The organism is Chryseobacterium sp. OSA05B (genome assembly GCF_019970065.1).
Classification (GTDB): domain Bacteria; phylum Bacteroidota; class Bacteroidia; order Flavobacteriales; family Weeksellaceae; genus Chryseobacterium.
In genome coordinates, this window is sequence record NZ_JAHXYH010000001.1 from 356,651 (window position 1) to 380,205 (window position 23,555).

General features: G+C 35.0%; 25 protein-coding genes. 5 read left to right on the forward strand and 20 right to left on the reverse strand.

The window, feature by feature from the left end:
• Window positions 1-30: 30 nt before the first annotated feature.
• From LC419_RS01555 to LC419_RS01575, 5 genes are all read right to left on the reverse strand, one after another.
• Window positions 31-1,308, reverse strand: a complete 1,278-nt coding sequence (locus tag LC419_RS01555; protein WP_223605693.1) for an McrC family protein — start codon at window positions 1,306-1,308, stop codon at window positions 31-33.
• A complete protein-coding gene (locus tag LC419_RS01560) occupies window positions 1,305-3,950 on the reverse strand; it encodes an McrB family protein (protein WP_223605694.1) in 2,646 nt (881 codons plus the stop codon). Before LC419_RS01560 ends, LC419_RS01555 begins: the two co-directional genes overlap by 4 nt.
• A 448-nt stretch (window positions 3,951-4,398) precedes the next feature.
• A complete protein-coding gene (locus tag LC419_RS01565) occupies window positions 4,399-4,908 on the reverse strand; it encodes a hypothetical protein (RefSeq protein ID WP_223605695.1) in 510 nt (169 codons plus the stop codon).
• 261 nt (window positions 4,909-5,169) lie between these two features.
• Window positions 5,170-5,541 carry a helix-turn-helix domain-containing protein gene (locus tag LC419_RS01570; RefSeq protein WP_223605696.1) on the reverse strand — a complete coding sequence of 124 codons (372 nt, stop codon included), beginning with the start codon at window positions 5,539-5,541 and terminating at the stop codon, window positions 5,170-5,172.
• A gap of 119 nt (window positions 5,542-5,660) precedes the next feature.
• The gene (locus LC419_RS01575) at window positions 5,661-6,077 is read right to left on the reverse strand and encodes a very short patch repair endonuclease (RefSeq protein WP_223605697.1); all 417 of its coding nucleotides are present in this window, start codon (window positions 6,075-6,077) and stop codon (window positions 5,661-5,663) included.
• A gap of 49 nt (window positions 6,078-6,126) precedes the next feature.
• Here LC419_RS01575 and LC419_RS01580 point away from each other — a divergent pair, with 49 nt between their 5' ends.
• Window positions 6,127-7,122, forward strand: a complete 996-nt coding sequence (locus LC419_RS01580) for an HNH endonuclease (RefSeq protein WP_223605698.1) — start codon at window positions 6,127-6,129, stop codon at window positions 7,120-7,122.
• 197 nt (window positions 7,123-7,319) lie between these two features.
• Here LC419_RS01580 and LC419_RS01585 read toward each other — a convergent pair whose 3' ends face one another.
• The 4 genes from LC419_RS01585 to LC419_RS01600 all read right to left on the reverse strand — a co-directional run bounded on the left by LC419_RS01585 (window position 7,320) and on the right by LC419_RS01600 (window position 14,662).
• A complete protein-coding gene (locus LC419_RS01585; RefSeq protein ID WP_223605699.1) occupies window positions 7,320-8,954 on the reverse strand; it encodes a TIGR02391 family protein in 1,635 nt (544 codons plus the stop codon).
• 66 nt (window positions 8,955-9,020) lie between these two features.
• Window positions 9,021-10,625, reverse strand: coding sequence for a response regulator receiver domain (locus tag LC419_RS01590; RefSeq protein WP_223605700.1), 1,605 nt, complete (start codon window positions 10,623-10,625; stop codon window positions 9,021-9,023).
• Window positions 10,618-13,608 (reverse strand): ATP-binding protein, encoded by a 2,991-nt coding sequence (locus tag LC419_RS01595; RefSeq protein WP_223605701.1) that lies wholly within the window; start codon window positions 13,606-13,608, stop codon window positions 10,618-10,620. The genes LC419_RS01590 and LC419_RS01595 overlap by 8 nt, the downstream gene beginning before the upstream one ends.
• Window positions 13,595-14,662, reverse strand: a complete 1,068-nt coding sequence (locus LC419_RS01600; protein ID WP_223605702.1) for a DNA cytosine methyltransferase — start codon at window positions 14,660-14,662, stop codon at window positions 13,595-13,597. Before LC419_RS01600 ends, LC419_RS01595 begins: the two co-directional genes overlap by 14 nt.
• A gap of 687 nt (window positions 14,663-15,349) precedes the next feature.
• Here LC419_RS01600 and LC419_RS01605 point away from each other — a divergent pair.
• Genes LC419_RS01605 through LC419_RS01620 form a run of 4 tightly spaced genes read left to right on the forward strand, consistent with a single transcriptional unit; the run spans window position 15,350 to window position 18,100 of the window.
• On the forward strand, window positions 15,350-16,054 hold the full coding sequence (locus LC419_RS01605) for a hypothetical protein (protein WP_223605703.1): 705 nt from the start codon (window positions 15,350-15,352) through the stop codon (window positions 16,052-16,054).
• Window positions 16,041-16,688, forward strand: a complete 648-nt coding sequence (locus LC419_RS01610) for a hypothetical protein (RefSeq protein ID WP_223605704.1) — start codon at window positions 16,041-16,043, stop codon at window positions 16,686-16,688. The genes LC419_RS01605 and LC419_RS01610 overlap by 14 nt, the downstream gene beginning before the upstream one ends.
• On the forward strand, window positions 16,655-17,413 hold the full coding sequence (locus LC419_RS01615; RefSeq protein WP_223605705.1) for a sensor histidine kinase: 759 nt from the start codon (window positions 16,655-16,657) through the stop codon (window positions 17,411-17,413). Before LC419_RS01610 ends, LC419_RS01615 begins: the two co-directional genes overlap by 34 nt.
• 3 nt (window positions 17,414-17,416) lie before the next feature.
• Entirely contained in the window at window positions 17,417-18,100 is a 684-nt protein-coding gene (locus tag LC419_RS01620; RefSeq protein ID WP_223605706.1) for a response regulator transcription factor, read from the forward strand.
• Window positions 18,101-18,329: 229 nt separating this feature from the next.
• Here LC419_RS01620 and LC419_RS01625 read toward each other — a convergent pair whose 3' ends face one another.
• From LC419_RS01625 to LC419_RS01675, 11 genes are all read right to left on the reverse strand, one after another.
• Window positions 18,330-18,593 (reverse strand): RebB family R body protein, encoded by a 264-nt coding sequence (locus LC419_RS01625; RefSeq protein WP_316931666.1) that lies wholly within the window; start codon window positions 18,591-18,593, stop codon window positions 18,330-18,332.
• Between the two features lie 76 nt (window positions 18,594-18,669).
• Window positions 18,670-18,930 carry a RebB family R body protein gene (locus LC419_RS01630; RefSeq protein ID WP_034728080.1) on the reverse strand — a complete coding sequence of 87 codons (261 nt, stop codon included), beginning with the start codon at window positions 18,928-18,930 and terminating at the stop codon, window positions 18,670-18,672.
• 82 nt (window positions 18,931-19,012) lie between these two features.
• Entirely contained in the window at window positions 19,013-19,273 is a 261-nt protein-coding gene (locus tag LC419_RS01635; protein WP_034728083.1) for a RebB family R body protein, read from the reverse strand.
• An 80-nt stretch (window positions 19,274-19,353) separates the two neighbouring features.
• On the reverse strand, window positions 19,354-19,614 hold the full coding sequence (locus LC419_RS01640) for a RebB family R body protein (protein WP_116011215.1): 261 nt from the start codon (window positions 19,612-19,614) through the stop codon (window positions 19,354-19,356).
• A gap of 77 nt (window positions 19,615-19,691) precedes the next feature.
• Window positions 19,692-19,952: a RebB family R body protein gene (locus tag LC419_RS01645; protein WP_034728088.1), complete on the reverse strand. Its 261-nt coding sequence runs from the start codon at window positions 19,950-19,952 to the stop codon at window positions 19,692-19,694.
• A 482-nt stretch (window positions 19,953-20,434) separates the two neighbouring features.
• Complete coding sequence (locus tag LC419_RS01650) at window positions 20,435-20,659, reverse strand: RebB family R body protein (RefSeq protein WP_223605707.1); 225 nt, start codon at window positions 20,657-20,659, stop codon at window positions 20,435-20,437.
• A 194-nt stretch (window positions 20,660-20,853) separates the two neighbouring features.
• The gene (locus LC419_RS01655) at window positions 20,854-21,303 is read right to left on the reverse strand and encodes a hypothetical protein (protein WP_223605708.1); all 450 of its coding nucleotides are present in this window, start codon (window positions 21,301-21,303) and stop codon (window positions 20,854-20,856) included.
• Entirely contained in the window at window positions 21,281-21,535 is a 255-nt protein-coding gene (locus LC419_RS01660) for a hypothetical protein (protein ID WP_223605709.1), read from the reverse strand. The genes LC419_RS01655 and LC419_RS01660 overlap by 23 nt, the downstream gene beginning before the upstream one ends.
• A complete protein-coding gene (locus LC419_RS01665; protein WP_223605710.1) occupies window positions 21,532-22,014 on the reverse strand; it encodes a hypothetical protein in 483 nt (160 codons plus the stop codon). Before LC419_RS01665 ends, LC419_RS01660 begins: the two co-directional genes overlap by 4 nt.
• Window positions 22,015-22,031: 17 nt before the next feature.
• The gene (locus LC419_RS01670) at window positions 22,032-22,247 is read right to left on the reverse strand and encodes a RebB family R body protein (protein ID WP_034728290.1); all 216 of its coding nucleotides are present in this window, start codon (window positions 22,245-22,247) and stop codon (window positions 22,032-22,034) included.
• Window positions 22,248-22,782: 535 nt separating this feature from the next.
• On the reverse strand, window positions 22,783-23,505 hold the full coding sequence (locus LC419_RS01675) for a siderophore-interacting protein (RefSeq protein ID WP_223605711.1): 723 nt from the start codon (window positions 23,503-23,505) through the stop codon (window positions 22,783-22,785).
• Between the last annotated feature and the right edge of the window lie 50 nt (window positions 23,506-23,555).

A 23,555-nucleotide genomic window follows, 5' to 3' on the forward strand; every position in this document is an offset into this window, starting at 1 on the left:
CAGCCTTTGGGCTGCCATTTTTTTGGTGGTTTAAGTATGAGAACCTGTATTATCAAATTCGTTTTTTAATATATCCTTTAAAAAATTTTCTTTTATAAATGATACAATATTCTTTTTCCACACTACTACGTCAGTATGGGTAGATATAAAAGCAATTCCACACGTATTATCCGATATATTGCTATCACCGTGGATGGGAGAATATTTCCCCTTGATCAGTTTTTCTTCTTCTCCAGGATAAATCAAGGCTGTTTTTGAAGCTTTATAATAGTGATGATAGGCATACATCTGCCTCAGATCTTCAGAGGAAGGGCCGCCGTCATATAAATTCTTCCATTTTGTGTCGAGCACAATTGTGTTGTCCCTAGACTCTAAAACAATATCAGGCTTCATTCTGCTTTTAGTTCCGGTTTCTGATCTCCAAAATTCTTTTGAAACCTGAGATCTTACTTTAAAATCTGTTACCTTGAGCTCACGTTTTAAAACAACATATACAAACTGCTCCCATAAACGGTTCATATCAAACATTAAAGCAAGGACATGATCTCTTCCTTTGGAAACATCAGGATGATAATTAAGCAAGAGCAACTTCGCAATTTGAAGTGCTTTTTCATAATGCAGATTCTTCCTGTCGTATACTATGTTATCAAAAGTAGATTCTGTAATTTTTAGATCATTCATCTCAGGAAAATTCAGGAGCAGTGCTCCTATCCTACTTTTTAAATCAGGTCTATTATTAGTCTGATTGATTAGCTTTAATGCTTTATACAGGATACAGTGTACTTTATGGTTGATATCATAATTTGAATATTTCACATAAAATCTTTCCTGATGGACCAGGTTCTGTGATATATGTTTTGAAAACTGTAATGCTCCTTTTAAAGCATACAGATTACCTTCTTTTTTATTGTATCTTTTAATTAATCCCCGATGCAGCAGGTATTCCAGTTCTTTAGTGTAAAGCTCAAAATACAGATCTAAAATCGAATTACTTTTAAGCTTTAAATCTGCACTACTGGAAACTTTAATATCAAATCCCCACACCGTTTTGATCATGTCTATCAATAACTGTCTCCAGGTATCTTTGTCATTACCATCTGCTTTAGGTAGCACTTCAATAGTAGTTTTACCAACTTTCAAAACTCCTACATGCTGATTAAACTTTACTCCACCTCTGATAAGCTTAAAAAAAGGCGAATAATCTCCATAATACTTTTCTAAAGCTTCATCAAGTTTTATTCTTTTTTGTTCCTCGGTAAAATAGTATTTCTCGTGTTCAAAAACTACGATTGTTTGGGCAGAGGTCATAGAACAGGCTGATTCATTAATAACGATATAGCTTTTCTGAAATCCATTCTGACTTCAGTTCCTTCTATTGTATAACCGTGGTTCGGGTTTCTGTAATCTATAATTTCATAGGATTCTCTTTCTGAGTAATCGTTTTGATGATCAAAATTTGCAAAAACCAATGATTCTCTTTCTTTCATTTTTACAAAACCTTTTCCTAATACCAATCCTATTTTACCATAGTCTCCAAAGAAATATTCCTGAAGTAGAGGAATAATATTTTTATAAAAGGAATCCATGATTGTATGATTGTTTTTTCCAATGAAATAAGCATGACCTATAGCATGATCTTTATCTATCAATTTTTCTATCCTTTCATTAATTGTTATCAATAGCTTCTGAAAATCTATTCTACCATAATTAAAACCTTTGAAATATCCTGTTTTCTTACCTCTCCCATCAGCTTTCATTTCTTTCCAGATTTTTTCTTTTTCCTGTTCCAAATTTTCAGGAGCTTCCAAAAGTTCAAATAACTTATTTTCTTCAGGTTTATACTCTTTATTATTCCAGTCATGATCTTTGTATTCCCAGAATAATTTTTCTATCATATCCGAAGGATTGAGAAGTTCCGGCTTGGGAGGCATTTCTTCAAATGAGAATCTCCTTCTCAAAGCGGTATCCAACGCTTCAACACTTCGGTCCGCTGTATTCATGGTTCCTATAATATAAAGATTAGAAGGAACTCCAAACTTTTTCTTACTGTAAGGTAGGGTAATCTGTAAAGCTTCATCGTTACCTAAACGCTTGTCTTCTTCTATTAAAGTAATAAGTTCTCCAAAAATCTGGGAAACATTCCCTCTGTTAATTTCGTCTATAATAAGCACATAAGGCAGAGAGGGTAATATTTTTTCTACGGTTAGATTTACTGATTTTTGTTTTATCCTATTGTTGATAACATTTAGAACAGACCAGTACGCTGTAGAGTTTAACCCTCCAATAACTGCCCTGAATTCTTTATTCACATTTTTAATAACAGAAAGGTCAGAAAAAGCCTGATGCAGTTTTTCAGCTCTGGAATATGAAACCGTATATATTTTAGATTCCGCCGAATAAATTGGTTTAAGCTGTAGATTTCCTTTGTCGGAAACATCTACAATCTTCAATCCCAGATCTGGAGTCTGGATAGGTAATACAAGAGGATTTTTGTCTTCAAGATGCTTATTGACATCTTCTAAAAGTTCACTCCAGGCATCGTCAAATGTATATACTTCTGTTGAACTTTCGTTCTCAAATCTTGGCTTTTGAGCATCATTAGAAATCCTTTTGAAAATTCCATCTTCAACTTCGTAGATCACTTTTTTAGTACCATCTTCATTTTCTTCTATTTTAGGCTTTATCCCTTCAATAAAATCTTCATAGGTCATACTCTGATGAAAAGTTGTGAAAACAATCCTACCTTCATCTGCTAACTTTTTATATTCATCTTTTATCTGTTTCCTAGTATGGTTAGATAAAACAAAATCCGGATTTGCAATTTGTACAGCCTTGTTGATTGTGTTATACGTTTTTCCTGTTCCTGGAGGACCATATAAAATCTGGTTAAGCGGATGATGTATGTTAATCTCTGTTTTTTCACTCATTTTGTTAGATTTAATTTCTTTTATTTTATCAATTAGTTTTTCGAAGGTCGCTTCATACAGTTCATTTAATGCTTCGACTGCATTATCTACGAGGTTTTCATCAGAAAGCGTGAATTTTGTACGATGAGAAACAGAATTTCCATAATGCCATTTTTTCCATTCTAAGAAATCTGGAAGTGTACCAAGCAAACTTCTCATCAATGCCGCATTTTTACGTCCATCTTCAAAATGTAAATCAACCGACATCGCACCCTTTTTTATAATAAGCTCATAATGGGCTCCTTTATCATTAAAATATTGTTCTTTATCAAAAACCCAGATATGCTTATCCCCATCTTCAAAAGGACGAAAATCATATCCTAGCTGGTTCTGTTGAACATATTCTTTCAAGTTATTTACAAAAGCACTAAAATTCATTTGCTTTTTGTCCCATTCTTTTTTCTCATCATATACATGTGCTGCTATTAAAAGCGTTTGATTTTCGGGATTTATGGCTTTATCTAAATCAGAAAATTTATCCTTCAGTTCACCAACAAATGTTGTAGCATCATAGGGATGATGAAGATAATGATTGGATATAAGCTGCCTATGGCTCAACGCAATAGAATTGATATTATCTTTTGGATTAATCAGCATATCCAGAGCATTTTTCACTGTTATATTGACCTCATCTTTATTGTACTTATAATTAAAAGTATTGATGACCCAAGGTTGCATTCTCACTCCTGCTTTTGCCAATACTCTTTTATCTTCATATTTATTATAAAAAGCTTTGTTTCTTGCATGTACATCACAATAAGATACAATCTCAAAGAGTATTTCTTTCACTGAAAAAAATGTATCCCCTTCTTTGAGGTCAGAAAAAGAGCTGTAATCATCTAAAAGACTTCTCAACTCTATTTGCTCCTCATCCGATAAATGGATTTCCATCCATTTTTGTAAAGCATCTCTTCCTTTCTGAAAGTAGTATTCTTCAGAATTAATAAGGTTTCTGAAATAATTTTGTATTGTTTCCGTAGGCATTAAATTTTCTTAGTATTTGGTTTTATAGGGTATCACAGAAAACCTCCGTGAAAAATTATATATTGCCAGCAATGATAAGAAAAAACTTTAATTCCTGCTTACGGGAAAACATAATTTTTTAACAAAATCTACTTTACTATTAAACTCAAGAACTGTTACACCCTTGTAAAGTGGCTCTACCCTCTTCAATAAGCCCCTATAGGCACTTCCAAACGGCCGACACCCCCTTCATAAAGGGTATCTACCCCCTTAGGTAAGGGGGTAGATAGGGTTGCATAACGCGTTCCAGGGACTTGAAAAGAGCCTACAGCCAGTTGCTCAACGGGATAGAGAGGCTTACCGAAGTCTCTGGCGTGACTTATGAAGGGTATACAGGGTGTTTTTGCTGTACATTTATAAAAAAAGCACGCGTATTAACGTGCTTCTTATTTGAATATGTCTATCTGCATTATTCCTCCTGACTGCTGCTGTTATTTGTTGGAGCCTGCGGAGTAACAGGAGTTTGAGGTGATGTGACGAAGAACTGTTTCAGATCCTCATAGATCACATTGGTTCCCAGGACATTTTCTTCGGAAAGGAATCTGATATTCCTGTAAAAGCTGATCGCGTTATGGTAATTGTCGTGGTCTAGCAGGACTTTAGTATCTGAAAGCTGCTCGTTCAGAGAATCCAGACGTTGAAGGCGTTGTTCTATTTGTTCTCTGGCTGTATAATCCCTGTCGAATTCTGCCTTATCCAGAAATCCCGGAACATATTGTGCATACTGTTCCATATAGCTTTTCGCTTTATTGACGAAAAGCTTGTTCTGCTCTGCAATCCTTCCGTACTGCTGTCTCTGTTCCGGGGTAAGATTGATGGTTTTTCCCAAAAGGGCGGTCTGTATAGCCTGAAGCGCCTGATCAATGGAGGCTAATTCTTCACTGGAAAAACTTAAACTGATTAAATTGTCTAGTGCCATAATAGGTTGTGTTTTAGGTGTTATTATTTCCAAATATAGTGAGTACAGGTATTGAAAAAGCAGGCCATCAGTAATTTTTCGGGGAGCATTCATCAGAAAATAAAAATCAAATAATACGGTTTATTTCTCCTGATTTTTTAATGAAAAAATTGATGGTTTAGGCATGAAAACGTGAAAATGGCTTTGTGCATCTCAAAAAAAAATACTGCCTCAGTAGAAGCAGTATTTTATATGGTATTATTTCCTTTTGAAAGGAACGGTTTATTTTTTAGACTTTAAGGTTTTTACTTCCTGTTTTAGGGAATCTATCTGTTCTTTTAGGATTTTAATATATTCCTGTTGGTTTTCTAATATGTATTCCGGGATGTTAAAATATTGGTTATAATTCCCAGATTGAGTATTTGAACTGCTATCATTAAAAGTTAGATTCTGTACAACACTCGCCTCCTTTTCTTCTTTAATTTCATCTACCTTAACATCCAGAGCTTTGGCTAGCTTTTCCCACTCTTCATCATAGATCTTGACACTACCGCTCTCCTTACGAGAGTAATTGGAAACGTCTGTCGCAAGGATATTAGACATGTATTCTTGGGTGAAGCCTCTTTGCTTTCTTAGATTTCTTAGTTTTTCCATAGGAGTGGGTGTGTTTCTTGCAAATATAGAGAAAATTTGGAGTTTAGTATTTAATTTTAGTAGATGTAAAGCTATAATGCACTATCATATCGCATTAGCAAAATTAAAAAAATTGAAATTTAAGTTAATTGTATTTGATCAACCAAATTTGATAGTGTTTTTTCTTTATCCTTACCCAACTCACACTGCCATACTGTTATAACCGACCAACCCATAGACTTTAAATAGTTAATATTTTGTTGGTCGCGAATAATATTACCACTTATCTTATTTTCCCAAAATTCCTTTCTAGTCTCTGGTAATTTTGATTTTTTACAATTTTCATGTCCATGCCAAAAACAACCATTCACAAAAATTATGGTTTTGTATTTGGGTAGAACAATATCCGGCTTCCCGGGAAATCGCTTGTCATTTTTTCTGAATCTAAATCCGTGAGCAAACAGATACTTTCGTACCAAAATCTCTGGCTCTGTTTCTTTTCCGGAAATCTTTGACATGATTTCAGAACGTTTTTCAGATGAAAATATATCAGACATTATTATATTTGTATAATTAGTTACAATTTAAGAATTATTTGAATCATATATGTTGAAAGACGAAATTTTTGAGGATACGAAAAGGTATTGGGTACTTAAAACGATTATTGAGGATAAAGATCGTTCTTTTCAAACTATTGATAGCTATAATGATAAATTAGAAGAGTACTATAATTATGACAGCCTCGTTCCTAACTCAAAACAAATTAGTTCTGATGATTTTGTGATTTTGATAGATAAGGAAAAGATACTAGGTTTTGCAACAATAGGACACATTAATATTTCACCTAGTACAAAGACAATCCGACGTTGTCCAAAGTGCCAAGGAACAACTATAGATACACGTAAAACAAAAAGACCTAAATACCGCTGTAATAAAGGGCATGAGTTCGAAGTTCCGATTGAGGAAGTAAGGGATGTTGATAGGTATACAGCTTTCTTTACATCTTTTATTGAAAATAATAATAAAGATCATACTCTTAAATTACTTCGTCCTTTTTATATGAATGGTTATAATCAAAATATGTCTATGCAACGACTGAATCCAGCTGTTATAGAGTTGTTTATTCATATTAAAGCAAAGCTATTAAATTCCTATCCTACATTAGAGAAAGAAGAGGGCTATATAAAAGATACTGATGAGCCCTATATAAATAATAATAAAGATGAAAGAGGTTGTGTTTTACGTGCTATAAAACTTCGTAGAGGACAGCAAGATTTTAGAAATAAACTACTTAAAAGATACAATAATACATGTATTGTGACAGGGTGTAAAATAATTGATATTCTTGAAGCTGCACATATCAATCCTTATCGTGGAATAAATGACAATCATCCAGAGAATGGCCTTTTGCTTAGAGCGGATATACATACCTTGTTTGATCTTAATCTTATTACTATAAATCCCTATACACTTACACTTGCTATTTCAGATACTTTATTAGATACAGAGTATAGAATATTCGAAAATCAAAAAATAATAATTGGAAAAAAAACACCTTCAAAAGATGCTTTACTTTCCAGGTGGAATCTCTTTCAGTATTAGTAGTATTAATTAGTTTTAATTAAAATCAATCCGTTATGAAATGGTTATTATAAGAAAATTATGGTTTGGCACAATTCAAACAGCTATCATTGTTGTATCTAATTAAGATAAAGCGAAGATAAATATAACGAAATAAGTAAATCATTTGAATTCAAGATACTTGATTTGTTCTTATTATAGATGGAATTTAAAGATAATTATGGAACAGGATCAGCGTCTTCCAATCTTTTAAATAGGTGAGATAGCAAGCTAAGCATATCTAAACAATCCTTTTCTGTAAAAAGCCCAGAATCTCGCAAATCACCAATTTCTTCATGAGAAATAGGATTTCTAGCACCAGTTACAATTCCCATAGATAAATATTTTTGTCCATCTTCAATACATTTGTAGGTATCCGAATGAAATTTAGAACCATCGGGTTTATTAAATTTAGCAGCTACTTGTAAAACTTTTCCTAAACCAAATTCAGAACCCATCATGCCGTGATCAGATATGTTTGTACTTTTTGACTTTGTTCTTACTGAATTTATATACCTTTTAACTGCCTCAATAAATGCTCTATAAAAATCATTTCTAATATAATCAGCTTCTGCTGCGTTTCTAATTTCTGGATGAAGATATCTCCAGTGTAAGTTTGCATATTCTGGAACTAGGCTATGGATTATGTGAATAACTCTTTGTTGAGTATTTTCTGACAATTCAGGAGTTTCATCTAATAGATTGACAATGTTTTCTACTTGACCTTTTGCATTCTCTGGTAGCTTTTCAATCCACTGCCCTACATTAAGGTTAATTTTTTCACTAATTGCATTTTGTTTTTTTTCTTTACGTGATTCACGCCATTTTCTCTCAATTATAGATAAGCAAGAAGCCAAATAATTACGTAATTCAGATGTTTTTGAGTTTTCCCAGTCTATGGATTGCCTATTGGTTGAGATTACATCTTCTTCCCAATTATCAATAAAATCAATATTTAACCATCCTGTTGCATATGAGTAAAAATGACTGGATTCGGATGGTCCAAAAAATTCAGGTATATTAACCATTCTACCATTTGCAAATAGTGTTATACCTCGTAAATTAGCGTTCAAAGGTTTTTCAGTCGTAATAATAGATCCTTTAATTTCTTTTTTTTCTCCGTATTCTTTGTCATTAATATTTACGATATCTTGAAAGTCCCACTCAAATTCAGCTACGATATTTTGATATTTTGTTTTATTATCTATTTTAATAGGTTCTCTATCATTTAGTGATATATATATAATAAAGTCATCTTTAAAATCAAATAATTTAGCAATATTATCAGCGTAATCTTCTATTGGGAAACCTGTTTTTCTTCTTAGATCAGTTAACGTAATTGTGGTTCCACTGCTCTCATCAGAATGTTCTAGTATTTGAAAAGTAGGTTCATAATCCTTACCTGTTGTATCTAATATCTCATTCCAGTCAAGGTCAAAATTTACATTTTTTTTTTCTTTGGAAGTAGATATTGTTATCTTATCACCAATGCCAAAAAGAGCTAATTTACCAAGCCCTTTTTTTCCGGTTGGAATTCTTCCACACTGAGATTCTTGATTTTCTTCACGTCTATTTCGTCCTATTCTGAGGAAATAATTGTTTACTTCATCAAAAGACATCCCAGTGCCATTATCTTGCACAATGACTTTTTTTTCTTCTTTATCATATAGCTTTATATGAACTTCAGTTGCACATGCATCATATGCATTCGCAATTAATTCTGCTAGAGCGGGAGGCATTGTTGAATACATCTTAACACCAAGGTGCTGGATAGTATTAGCCTCAAATTTCATCGATAATTTGTCTTCACTCATATATTAGTTTTTTCTTTTTTATTCCTAAATAATACTTCAAAAAAAATTTTGAATGTTTAATTATTGCTAGCTTAGCTGTTTTCTGTGCCACTCAGACTCATTAAGACCAACTCTTGATAATTGTGAAGTATAATCAATAATCATACGCTGCGAATGCAAATCTTTTAAGTCAAGTACCCAAATAAAATGTTCATCATCAGCTGTGTCATATTTTTGTTGAAAAACATATTCTCCATTTTCATTTTCCTGAGCTATCACCATTCCATGATCATTGGAACAAATAAATTTAATTGTTCTAATAGAAAACGAATCCTTGAGTCTTTTTAATTTAATACCATCTGGAGTTAGTATATCAAACTTATCAGTTGACACTTTTAATGGTATGAATAAAAATTTTCTTTCTGCATCTTTTGGAATTCTTACACTGTCACACTTTTGTTGTATACAAATATAGTAAGCATCATATTTTGTACTTTTTAATAAAGAACCCAATGTGAGTTTTGGTTCTATATTTTTGGGTAAAAAAAGACTTTTATGATGGGCCAACTTTGAAAATCTTTTATTAGAATTTTCTGTATTGGCATGGTTAATATCATTAATAAATAAGACTGTACAATTATTTAAAATTCCTTTCTTTTCATTTTTCGAAAGAGTCTCCCCTAAAACACTATTAAATCTTTCTTCTACATTCTCTTCAGTGGAAGAAACCAATTCTTTAAGTAGAGCAACAGATCTTGTCAGTTTTTTTTGTCCAATGATGTATTCTTCTTCAAGGATATTTCCTTCTATCCACGAGTCTACTAATTCGTCTTTTATAAAGCTACTAATATTAGCATAAAAGAGTAAATCCTTTACGCTATCACCAAACAATTCTATTAGCAATTCTTCTGAATCCTCTTGTTTTGGAATCGTAGCTTTATGGGCCATATATGCACTATCCATTTCTTTTGCGAAAAGACCAAGTATTTTACTGGAGTTTTTTCTTAAAGTTGTTAAAGATGCTAATGCAAAATTTGGTAATAACCCCGATGTCATATTACTAAATTCTTCGATTATGAATCTAGGCAAATTTTCATAGTTAAGCATATGTTTTTCATATACCTTGTTAGATTCATTATTAATTTCAACTTTTTTAGACCTAACTAAAACTTTAAATTCTGCCGATTTGATTGATAAATTTTCGTCATCTAAAATATAATTTTCATTTGAAGCAAACACTTCATCATAAATTTCATGAAGAATATCTTTTAGAATTGTATAATCACCAGTATATACTAAAATCATTTTTAATGATTTATTAGTTTGTCCATCTTCAAATAATGATGATTGGATAATGGACTTTGTATAAACTCCTCTTGGTTCATCTTCATCATCTTCATCTTCCGTTCCAGGTTTTAAATCTTTAGGGAAGTTTATTTCCCAATCTAATACAATTATGTCGGATTTATTTGAAATAGCTTTAAAGTATTCAATATCTTGCTCTGATTCAGGTTGGTAAACCGCACAAATTTTCTTTTCTTTTGCGAAATGTTTTGAAATTTTTGCTACATCCAGATCATTATTTGGCTTTGCTTCATCTTTAATTTTATAAGCTCTATCGTCTAGGAATACTATATTTTGGATATAGTCGTTAGCTATTTCTTTTGATTTTTCAAAAAAGGTATTAGTCATTATCTTGTGTTTGAATTCGGGTTATTTTAAACGTAACTGTGCTTTTCTCTCGAGGAGAAACTACAGATAGGCTGTAGTTCTCAGCATTGAGAACCTCTTGACTGATACTCAATCCCATTCCTCTACCATTATTTTTACGAGAAAATCCCATAATGAATATCCTGTCTTGATCCTGAATATTGATTTCGATTCCATTATTAGATATATAAACTCCAGTATCATCAGCATGTAACCTTATAATCTTTTCTTCAGCATTACTTTGATTTAACCAATAGATGGCGTTATCAATTAGATTAACAAATACTGGATAAAACGTAGAACGAAAACCAAATAGCTTATGGCTTGCAAAAGCTTTCGTATGTTTAAATTGAATATTATGACGTTCAAAGCGAGATTTAAATAAGTCAATAAGGAAAGTTTTGATCTCCAATAATCCAATATCTTCTCTTCTTCTATTTAAACGTCTATTTAAAGGGGTAAAAAGATTTAAATAGCCATCTAAATGTTCAAAACTTACTTTAATATTATTGTAAACCCCGTCTAATTGTTCATTTACATCCGACCAAGCTTTTAAATCCTTAATACTACTTCTAATTGATTTAACAGTGCTACTAAATTCGTGATGTAATATTCCTACTGCTAAGCCTAACTGACTTAATTCAATATCAGCTTGTACACGCTCTCTCAAATCATCTAATTCTTCTGCTAGAGCATCAGAAATCTGATCGTTTGTAATAATATTACCGTCATTATCTTTTTCAACATAGAAGCTTTCAAATTGACGGATAATACGATCCATTATATGAGTATTTCTTTGGCTAATCATCTCGATTTCATCCTCCATCCTTTTTCGTTCTTCGACCAAATCAAAATCATCAGTTTCATTGATACTTAGGTTCTTGAATTTATCTTTTACGGATCGAATTTGATAATCCAGATCAATCATGAGTTGTCCTGTTACTTCTTTTATTTTTTGTGAAACATCAGTAACAATCTCATTTGTTTCTATTCGTTTTTTAGTATTAACCTTTACTGCTTCAGTAGAGATAAATTCAACAGCTTGTTCTAAACGTTTTCTTTTGCTTATTTCTAAATTTAGTTTTTCACTATAATTAGAAATAATTTCATCTACTTCTGTTATAGCATTTCTAAATAGTGTCTCTTCCAATATTCTATATTCAGACAGATAAGTATCAAAATCAATTCTTACACTTTTGGAAATAGTAAACCCTTTCGGACTGGTAACAGTAATACTTCTTTTATATTCTGATAGTTTTTGTCTCGTTTCAAATTCAACGTCAATTACTTTTTGACTAGCCTCTTCTAAATCTTTAATATACATTACTGTATTGAGTTGAATTTGAGCTTCATCAAGAATTAAATTAATATCTTTTTCATATTTATTTTCATTCAGTTTCTTAAAAAAAAGATCCAAAGCTTTTACAAAATTTTCTTTTTTCCCTTTAGCTAGTTTATCACGTCTTTCAAGTGCTTTGTAAAGATTATTACGTTCATTTTTTTTCTCATTGTAAAACTCTGATTGTGGTGTTTTACTTTGAATATCAAAAAAATCAGCAGCTAATTGTATAAAAAAGTTTTTTAGGATAGCTTGTAATTGTCTGTATGCTTTATTCTCAATAAATCCTTCTCTACCTGCTTTTTCTACTAATTTATAGTTTCCATTATGAGAAATATTTATTGTCCCAAACATTCTTCTATAAGAGAAAAAGTAAGTTGAAGCTCTTTTAGAACGGTTTTTTTCTATATCTAAAAAATCATAATCAGAATCACCGTATGGAAGTACTCTTATGTTATCTTTATAAATGTAAAGTCCTCCAAACTTTTCAGTCTTTGCTGTTAATCTATTCCAATTTTCTAAATCAACTACTGAATCTTTCAGTTGTCCTTGAACATAAGCAAGATTAATTTCAAAACCTCCACAGTCTGTAGGTTTCAAATTATTACCGGACCAATTTACAATATGATCGAATTTTTTTTCTCTATATATTTGAATATCACCTTTGAATTGGCCGAATTCATCAAACTTGCCTTTAAAATGATGATCTGCTAATTCAAATTCATCAGGGGTGAAAAATTGCTCTTTATCAATTAAATTAATATATAAGTTATCATCACCTTTATAATCTCTAAAATTTATGTCTATAATAGGTTTTGGATGATTAGGTGTCATAGTATTATGGAACCCAATCAACATTTTTTCTATTTTGGTTGCATCCTTGGAACCTTTGTCACCATCAATATCGAATAGTAAATTTTCACTAACGGGAGATATGTAAAAGAAAGTTCCACCTCTATCAGATTGTTCAATATTAAAATCGCCAACCAGTTTATCATTTAAATCTTTTGGATTAACTTGTAAAGAGTTTACTGTTTCTGAAATCTTGGAGAAATCTCTTCCAGAAATGATATTTTTGTCTAAAAGACTTTCAAGAGATTCTTGGACTTCTTGTTTTAATTCATTAATGTCATTTTCATTCGGTAATACATCAAATTCTTTTATAGGTATTACTATATCTTCAAGATTAATTCCAGGTAATTCAAATATTTCCCAATTAATTAGAATTACTACAATTTTATGTTCTTCTTTTCTACTTTTTGCTTTAGTAATTATTAAAACTTGCTTTCCTATTGAAGCAATTGCAAGCCTACCTATACCTTTCTCTCCCATAATTGGTCTAGAAGGTTTTGTGTTATCAGTAGGAGGAAGTGCTGTTTTTGAATTAATAAATTTACTTTCAGTACCAATCGTAAGCCACCTGGATTCAAATTCATCTCTGGTCATTCCTAGGCCATCATCTCTTAGTATAAGTAAGTTTTCTTTACGTATAAAATCTATATCAAATTTATCAGCATATGCATCATGAGCATTCTTTATAAGCTCGTTAATTGCTGTTGGGATGCCTGCTATTTGCTGTCTCCCTAGTAAATCTAGTGCTCTAGCTCTTGTTTTAAATTTTGCCATTGATATAATTTTGAATTATTGCCTTCCCAATAGCTTTTGCATAAGTTGGGGGCACTGCATTGCCAATCATTCTTGCAATACTTTCAGTGCTATTGCCAATAAATTTATAAGTTTTTGGAAAGGACTGAAGAGTAGCCCCTTCTCTCAAAGATATAGCACGATCTTCTTCAGGATGAGCAAATCTACCATTAGAAAAGCTGAAAAATTTTGTAGTTATTGTTGGAGAGGGTTTATCCCAATACATTCTACCATAAATGTCTTTAAATCCATTTATTTTTTTATAGTGACAAGGTGCAGCTAGCCTTTTGTCATAAACATAAGACAACCTAGTTCCTCCATTATGTGGGGTCAAACTAAGTCTTTCAAGGTTAAGCTCACTCAAACCGGCAACCGAATGCATAAATTCAGATTTATCTTTATGTCCCTGGTTTACCTTTGGAAAACCATTATGTTCACCTAAAACATCTCTGACAGTAACTTTCTTTGTATTTATAGCTATAGGTTGAAGTTCTTTAGTACTTAATCTATTTGCGATTAGAGTGAATCTTTTACGATGTTGAGGTACTCCATAATTGCTTACCTCATGAATATTTGCATGAACTGCATATCCATTTGCACGAAGCCAAACTATAAAATTCTCCAAACCACTTTCGTGTTGTCGTCTTAAAACTCCAGGGACATTTTCGACTACGACATGGCCAGGGTTAAAATATTCTACAAAACGTCTGAATTCTTTTAGTAAATCTTTTGACTTGTTAGACTTTTTCTTATCAGTATTGATAATACTCCAAAACTGACATGGACTGCAACCTATTAGTAATAGATTATCATCATTTTTTTTAAGTTTTAAAGTATCTTCAAGAATTTCTTCTTTTAGTTCAAATACATCAGCATGAATAAACTCAGCACCTTTAATATTCGCTTCATAAGTTTTTTTACAAGAGATATCATGATCAATTCCTGCTATTATTTCAATTCCTGCTTGTTGCATACCACAACTCATTCCACCTCCAGAGCAGAAGAAATCAACAGCCTTAATTTTTTTGTCGGACATTAATTTAATTATAATAATTTGAAATTATAAACAATTGCAAAAATATACAAATAAAAATTACATAAAATGATAATTTATAAGTTCTTACATCCATCAAAACAGTATAGAATAAGTACCAATAATAATTTATCACAATAATATGTTGATTTATTTTATATTTTTTACGGAAAACCGTAGTTCAAGAAATTAATATTAAATTTATCCAGTATTTTGACTTGGCTTAGTCCGTAACATAATTTTAGTTTTCAATGGTTAGCTACAAATATATAAATTTTAATTTCCGTTGATATCTTCAAGTCACTAAAAAAAATTTCTACTACTGAAGCATTCCGGTTAATAGATGTTTATCCTTTTACCTGAAACCTTTGCATCCCTCTCTTCCACCTCTCCAAAACGTCTGCGATCTGATATATTAGCATTACCAACCTTTAGCTTTAAAGAATTTTCAGATCATGGACATTGTATTTCCTTTTCCTGTAACATAGAAAACCGTTTCTTTGATAAGCAAGAAGCTTCCAAGTAAAGTTCATACACCTTGGTAAAAATAGATTGTGGCTCGCTTTAAACTTAAGGGAAATAAAATATAAAAATCGTCGACAACAACCTATCTCTAACTAACGTGATTTAAATCCAATTTTTTCGTAAATTTCAACCATAAAGAAATATCATTCACAAATATTCAACATTATGGAAATTGAGAACATCTGCAATGCCATCAGGAAATGGAATACTTTAACGGAATTGTACCAGATCGGGAATAAAGTAAGTGAACAGGAGATCCTCAACGCGCTTAATCAGGGGACGCATTTCAGTGTTACGGGAAAGGAAATTCAGGAGTGGAAAAATAAGTTGGAACATGTAGAAAGCCCTACTATTCATGCCTATGCAGGTATTGATGAAGACCGTCTGAAGTTTTTCCTGATCGATTCCAAAAGTGATGCAGAAGCAGATTTCAGCCATATTCTAGTCAAAGAATTTACCCGCGATTCGGTGGATCCGTGGCAGCAGTATTTCAGTGAAGCATTGATTGCTCCGTCCATTGACTGGGAATCTGCCGTCAACAGAAATTTCAGGTGGAATATGTTCGGCAGTACATGGCTTGAACTCAACAGGGAGAAACCGTTTTTGAGACTGATCTCCATTCCTTTTTCGGATTATGAGAAATTGGGTCTTGAGGAGGATCATCTGTGCATCAGTTTCCTTGGGCTGACTACCCTATTAAAAGACCGAAGTTCCCTTTCCGATTATCATATAGAATTTATTACCGTAAAGCATCTTGAAGTGAATGAAATGAGCAAAGAAGCCGAAGATTTCTCCACGCCAAGACCCCCATTCACGATGTCTGACCAGCAAAATTTCCAACTTCTGATCAAAAGTGATGGCATTATATAACAGCCTGTCCCTATTTTTACAAGTCCTGATCAACCTGGTTTTGCTGTCGGGTCTGATTTTGTTTATGATGACCGGAATAAGAGAAAAACTCCTGCTGATGCTGTTTTTTCTGGGTGAAGCTGCTTTGGAACTCTCCGACCTTATCGGAAGACTGATGAAGTTGACTCCCTACAATGTTTACAATTATTCATTAAGCCAGTTTTTGAGCCTGCTTGCCCTGACGGAGATTTACAATGCCTATTTCTACAAAATTTCTCCCCGGGTAAGAGTCTCCATCTACCTTTCCGCATTGGTACTTCTGACATTCAATATACTGTATCATCAAAGTATTGAAGCCCTTACCTTCTACTCGAATATCATCCCGAATATCGTGATCTGCAGCTTTGGAGGCCTTTATTTTCTGCAGGTGATCAGAAAGGGCAAAACAGATACCACCCTGTTCATTGTGAATGTTGCCGTTTTCTTGTTCTTTTCCATCGAAACGATAATTTCCACGACTTTTAATTTCCTGATCAATCATCATATGGAATGGGTGGCGCCTGTATGGCTGTTCAGAGGAGTACTTTTGCTGTTCTTTTATCTTGCTATTGTTAATCTGGGATGCCGTACCGGGAAAATCAGAATCTGGCAGTAGTCCTGTGGATATGGATCGGGATCGGGCTTCTGTTCTTAATGACTTTATTTATAACGGTACTCACCACCACTTATCTGAAAAGTATTAAAAAAAATAAAAGAAAAGTAATGCAGATGGTCAGAAATACCCAGACGGAATGCTGGGAAAACACTCTTTATATTCAGGAAAAAGACCGGGAACGTCTGGCGGAGGAACTTCATGACAATATCATCTCTAGACTGAACCTCATCCGTTTAAATACAGCTAGTAAAAGCGTGAATGAGCTGAGCCAGGACATCAGGGTTTCCATGCAGCTGATCCGTGAGCTTTCTCACAACCTTACGCCGCCGGATCTGGATGACATAGAACTTCCTGATCTTATTACAGATTACCTCGAACAGGTTGAAGATATTCCCGTGGTTTTTCATCATTCCGGAAGCCATGGAAACAGGCTCAGCAGTTCGGTAAAATTAAATGTATTCAGGATTGTACAGGAACTGATCAGCAATGTTCTGAAACATGCCCAAGCGACTAAGATCGAAATAAGGCTCAGAATTTCAACGCAATATCTGGTTCTGACCGTGAAAGACAATGGCTGTGGTTTTAAAACAGGAACCCAATACGGAGGAATCGGTCTCAGAAATATTAAGTCAAGAACCCAGCAGATCAACGCAATATATAAACTAAAAACCAAGCCGGAAAAAGGAACCCAATGGATGATCCTTACGGCATTTAAATCAAATTAAACTATGAAAGAATCAGAAAAAATAAAGATTGGGATTGTAGACGATGACCTTCTCTTTGTCCAGCTTTTAAAAGATTATATGGATAAAGATGGACGCTACCAGACGATACTCACCTGCACCGGCGGAACAGCTTTCCTTGGAGAAATAGAAACCAACACTCCGGATATTCTGATCCTGGATCTGAGAATGACCGATGGCAGCGGCCTTGACGTACTTTCAGCATTATCACAGACCGATACGGAAATGAAGATCATTGTCCTTTCGAGTTTTTACAGGCGGTCTTTTATGGGACAGATGCTGAAAATGGGAGCTCATGCTTTTCTGTCAAAAGAAATCGAACTTAGTGAACTTCCGGCAGTCATCAATGCTGTACATGAGAATGGCCATTATTTTTCAAATGATCAGGTAGAAGTGATGAGAACTCAGCTATCCAATAAACTTCCTGAATTTCACGCCTACTCCAAAGATGACCTTACAGAAAGGGAAATTGATGTACTGAGACTGGTTTGTCAGCAGATGAGCACCAAAGAAATTGCAGAAACCCTGTTTATCTCCCCAAAAACCGTTGAAACCCATAAGACCAATCTGATGATCAAAACCTGTGTCAAGAATATGGCCGGGCTCGTTATTTATGCGGTACAGAACCGGATTATTGATGCGAATGAGATTGTTTTGCTGGATAAATAGTCGGGAGAGCGAGGTGCGGGGTACGGGTTTGAGCGTCGGAGAGTTTGAGTGTTTGAGAGTTTCGGGATGTAGGTTGTTTTAAAATGTAATACAAAAGTGCTTAAGCTCTGTTTTTGGACTTCAAGCGCTTCCCTCTTCCCTTTTCCCTAATCCCTAATCCCCATAAACAAAAATCAGGAAGTACACCATATGCACTCCCTGATTGGAATCTAAAAAACACGCTAAATAATTAAGGATTTAAGATTTTAGCAATGGACACCGCATCTGCGATTGTATCCATGCTGTAGATCTGAATAACTCCTTGTGTGGTGGCTGCCTGACCTAAAATATTCTGTTGATTCTGCGCATTCACTGCGTTTTCAAACATAATTCCTGTAGAATGTGCAGCTGACTGATAGACGTTGCTTAAAGCCATTGCAGGAGATTCTGCTACCACTTTTACGTTCGACTGCGTTACTGCGTCTGTGATTTGTTCGTTTACTGTTGCCATGATAATTATTGTTTATTTGGGTTTAGAAAACAGCCGGATGATCCGGCTGTGGGGGATTTTTGCCGTTAGCCGTAATCTCTTAAGGATTCAGGATTTTAGCAATAGAAACAGCATCGGCTATGGTATCAAGGCTGTAGATCTGCGTCACACCCTGTGTAGTCGCTGCCTGAGTGACAATATTTTGCTGATTTTGGGTATTTACTGCATTTTCAAACATGATTCCTGTGGAATGAGCTGCTGTTTGATACACGTTGCTTAAAGCCATTGCAGGAGATTCCCCTACTACTTTTACGTTAGACTGCGTTACTGCGTCTGTGATTTGTTCGTTTACTGTTGCCATAATGGTTATTGTTTATTTGGGTTAAAAAGAAAACCGGATCACCCGGTGATTAGGATTACTGTTCGCTGTTAGTTGAAACTTATTAAGGATTAAGAATTTTAGCAATAGAAACAGCATCGGCTACTGTATCCAGGCTGTAGATCTGGGTAACCCCTTGAGTAGTCGCTGCCTGGGTTACGATATTTTGCTGATTTTGGGTATTTACCGCATTTTCAAACATGATTCCTGTGGAATGCGCGGCTGTCTGATACACATTGCTTAAAGCCATTGCTGGAGATTCTGCTACCACTTTCACGTTGGATTGGGTAACTGCGTCTGTGATTTGTTGGTTAACTGTTGCCATAATGATTATTGTTTATTTGGGTTAAAAATTGACCGGGGCTTCCGGCTTATAATGATTATTTTAGTTTGGAATGAAAACGCTTAAGGTTTCAGGATCTTAGCAATAGAAATAGCATCTGCGATGGTATCTTTACTGTAGATCTGAGCAATCCCCTGTGTAGTGGCTGCCTGAGTCACAATATTCTGTTGATTCTGCGTGTTCACTGCATTTTCAAACATAATTCCTGTAGAATGTGCCGCGGTTTGGTACACGTTACTTAGAGCCATTGCAGGAGATTCACCTACTACTTTTACATTGGATTGGGTTACTGCGTCTGTAATTTGTTCGTTTACTGTTGCCATAATGATGATTGTTTGTTTGGATTAAAAACACCGGATCTGCCGGATTTGAGGCTTAATTTCTACGTTTTCAGAAAAAATTAAGGTTTCAGGATCTTAGCGATAGAAACAGCATCTGCTACTGTATCCATGCTGTAAATCTGCATAATACCCTGAGTAGTGGCCGCCTGTCCTAAAATGTTCTGTTGATTTTGCGTGTTCACCGCATTTTCAAACATGATTCCCGTAGAGTGTGCGGCTGCCTGATAGACGTTGCTTAAAGCCATTGCAGGAGATTCTCCCACTACTTTCACGTTCGACTGCGTTACTGCGTCTGTGATTTGTTCGTTTACTGTTGCCATAGTTGTAATTGTTTTTTTTGAGATCTGATCTCGGTTAATAAATTATTTTGATTTAAACTAGTTTCCTGATGATTTTAAGCTCCCGCAAATGATACGATGAAACAGATTTTCAAGGCATTGTTGCAGACTGGTAATTGGGTTTCGCTGTATGGATGATTCTCGATACAATGGCTGAAATCATGACCTGTACCATCTGCAGGAGTTAAATTTTTATTTTGTAAGCTTCAGCCATCCTGTATGATGTTGAAGAAAGGATGCGGTTTAGATTTTCAGGATATATTTCCTTGCCATCTGTTCCTTCTGTAGGTATGCTGTACGTGATCTTTTCTCGGGGGATTGAGGATGTTTGATTTTGTACGCCGAGCATTCAAAAAACGGTGTGGAAATAAATATTGACCTGATTGTATATATGCTGAGGGCACCGGTTTCTGTCTTTACAGAGGAATGCACCGCATCCGTAGTTTTGTCTTAAGCGGTTTCAATTAAAAGCGCCCCTTTCCGGCGATTGAACCTTTGAGTTTTATTCTCCCGGAACTCATCTTTTTGAGTCCCATGACGTAATTGCTCATTCCAAGCATTGCGTCCCTTTGTTGGTTCAATGCGGAATTGATATGCATTAATCCTATGGAATGCGCACTCACCTGCATGGAGATCGCGGCGGGTACAGAGGCAGACATTCCCATTACTGCTGTATTGATTTCATTCATATGATCTTTTATTTTTGGTTGTTATATTGTTGATGGAAGCTGGAAGAGGGAGGATGGAAGTTACTATCCGGCAGATGACTTCTGACAGCCATCAATTAGATTTAGTAGTTTGAAAAATTGAATACAACTGCCCTGAAGTTCTGCTTTTGGGCCTCAAGAGCCGCACTAATCCCTAATCCCTAATCCCTAAACTCCTACTTCCTCATATTCGCAAATCTCACCTGCAGCTTATTCATTCTTTCGGCTATTCTTAATTCTTTCTCTTTAATTTTTACCACCGAAGCTTCCTGTAGTTTTTTTAACTGGTCATCATAGTTCATCGTTACAGGACTCGCGGTAGCCGGCGATTGATACGCTTCCTGTTGTTTCACGGCTTCTTCCAGCTTTTCCAGCAGTGGTGCTAAAGATTTCAGGGTTTCTTTGGTGGCCTTATCTTTAATGTAGTTGATGATTTCATCTTCATGACTGAGAACAAACGGCATGGCGCTGATGTCTATTCCCACGGCATTACGTTCTGTCTCTGCAACAGGGCTGTCTTCTTCTGTTTCTTCAACTGCGGCTGCATTTTCCTCTCCATCGATGGGAACATCTTCATAAATGGCCGGATCTATTTTTTTGAGATTATGATCTTTTGAATAATCCATTTCCTATTTTTTTAAGTTTGTCTGTGATTTGCATAGATAGGGTCTTCCCTGGCCTCTCTTTTTCAGGCTCTTCTGCGGGAATTACCGCTTCTTCGATCATAGGTTTTACGAGTGGCTGAGACAGCTTAATAGATTTCAGCACCAATTTCCCGTCTCCGCCGTCAGCCTCAAAATTTTTATTTCCCATGCTGTCCTGTTCTTCTGGTTTCTCATTGGTAGTCGCTGATGTCAATTGTTTTTTTTTTCAGCATCTTCTGTGGGAAGATCTTCGACCGGTGCCATATTCTGCGGTGGATTCAAATTGCTGTTGACAGCAAAGATCGCGGTAGAAATTTTCGTTTTCACTTCGGCATAATCACTGACTATTTTAAAAAGATCCCGCATCATTTCATTTCCGGTCTCAGTTTCTGTCTCTTCAGCGGCTCCTTCCGTGAGTTTTTTCTTTGGTGGCGGCTTATTTTCGCTGGGTGTTCCGTAGGTCAGGAAATTATTGGCCAATCTGCTCAGTGCAATAAGACCTACCTGCTCAAATCCTTTTAAAAAAGACTGCAGATCCTGAACCATCATCCCCGTCGACTGATCGATCATTACTTTTCCTGCGCCGGTCATTGGGGAAGCTGTTGGTGGTGACAGTACTTCTTTGTTGATGAAAACTACCGCTTCTTCTGCAGCGTTGGTAGGTTTGGCTCCTTCTGAATTTTGCGTTCCCATGGTTTTAAAGTTTTAGATTATCCTTTTAAAATCTTAATGGCATCTGCTACGATGGCCGGATTAAGCTGGTTAAGGTTCTGCTGGTTGGTTACTGAGTTCTGTATCGAAATTCCGCTGGCATGCATTGCCATCTGGTACAACATACTCATTGCCTGAGCCGGTGATTCGCCGAGCACTGTAACATTGGTCTGCGTTACCGCATCGGTGACCTTGTTATTTACTGTATCTGACATATACTTGGTTTTAATGGTTATTAAATTTCTGAGGATCATTCATTCTTCTTATCTTTAAAGAACCTTTCTCCCGGTTTACTGTTCTACGCCTTCCCTCCTCTTCATTTTCTGTTTCTCCCTTTCTTCTGATACAAATGTCCAAAAGAAAAATATATCCAACTTAAGGGAATTTACTGATTTTTAGAAACTCAGGTATTTCCCTTTAATGTGAAAAACAAATGAGCAAACCTTTTTGTCACCAATATATAAATGACAAAAACCCTTTATTAAAAGGGCTTTATCGACATTGTAAACATAAAAAAACCACCCAGTAAAATACTGACGGTCTTTGATTCAATAGGAAAATATTTATAGTAGATAAAATATTGCGTCCTTGCGATCATCTGACAAACCCATGTTCTGGGGAGTAGAATTTAGTATCTACTATAAACCTTATAGATTTCGAAAACCTATAAGGTTTGAACAAGTACTAACAATTAATCTAAATAATTTCAATCCGTTTTTGAGATTGTCTGAGATGCCATATGAACTGCTTTTAAAGTCCCTTCTTCCCTTCTATCCAATATGCCTGCGATCTTATACATTTGGCATCAACCCCTTTGGCTTTAAGGAATTTCCGGATGACAGACATGGTATTTCCGTTTCCTGTAAGATAGAAAACCGCCTCGTTATGGTAAACGGCCTCCTTCTCCTCATTCAGAAAATCGTTTAAAGCTTCCATAATATTCTGTATATCATTTTTGGGCGCATGATAACCGTAGAGTTCCAGCTCTTTCAATGCTGCGGAGTCTTCCAATTCGTGAAGACATACAAATGAACCCCCAATCTCTTCCGCTGCTTCTTTGATGGAAAGAGAGCTTCCCAGAGAGGTTTCATCACCGATGGAGAAATGAATTTCCGCTTCAGTTTCAAAAAAGCGTTTTCCCCGGGGCATTAAAATTTTGGTCGTATCTCCTTCTGAAAGGGTATTGGCAAAGCGACCTCCTACCGAGTCTGTATCATGAAGGTGAAACAGGACATCGAAAGTTCCGGTATGCTTATTAAAGTTGAATGGTGAATAATTACGGTAATCTCTTTCGTTCACTCTTATTCCTATCGCATACGCCGGCTCAAAAGGAACATCTTCCAGCTCGGTAGCAAAACGGACAAGGCGAAGCTCATTTGAAACAGATTCTATGTGGATAACGGTACATTCTTTAAACTTGGAGGACAAGACATTTTCTAAGGTGTCATTGATCCATTTTGGTAAGCTTGGCATAAAGTAATTTTAATGCAAAGGAAAGCGCAAAATGAATGCGGACCGATAGC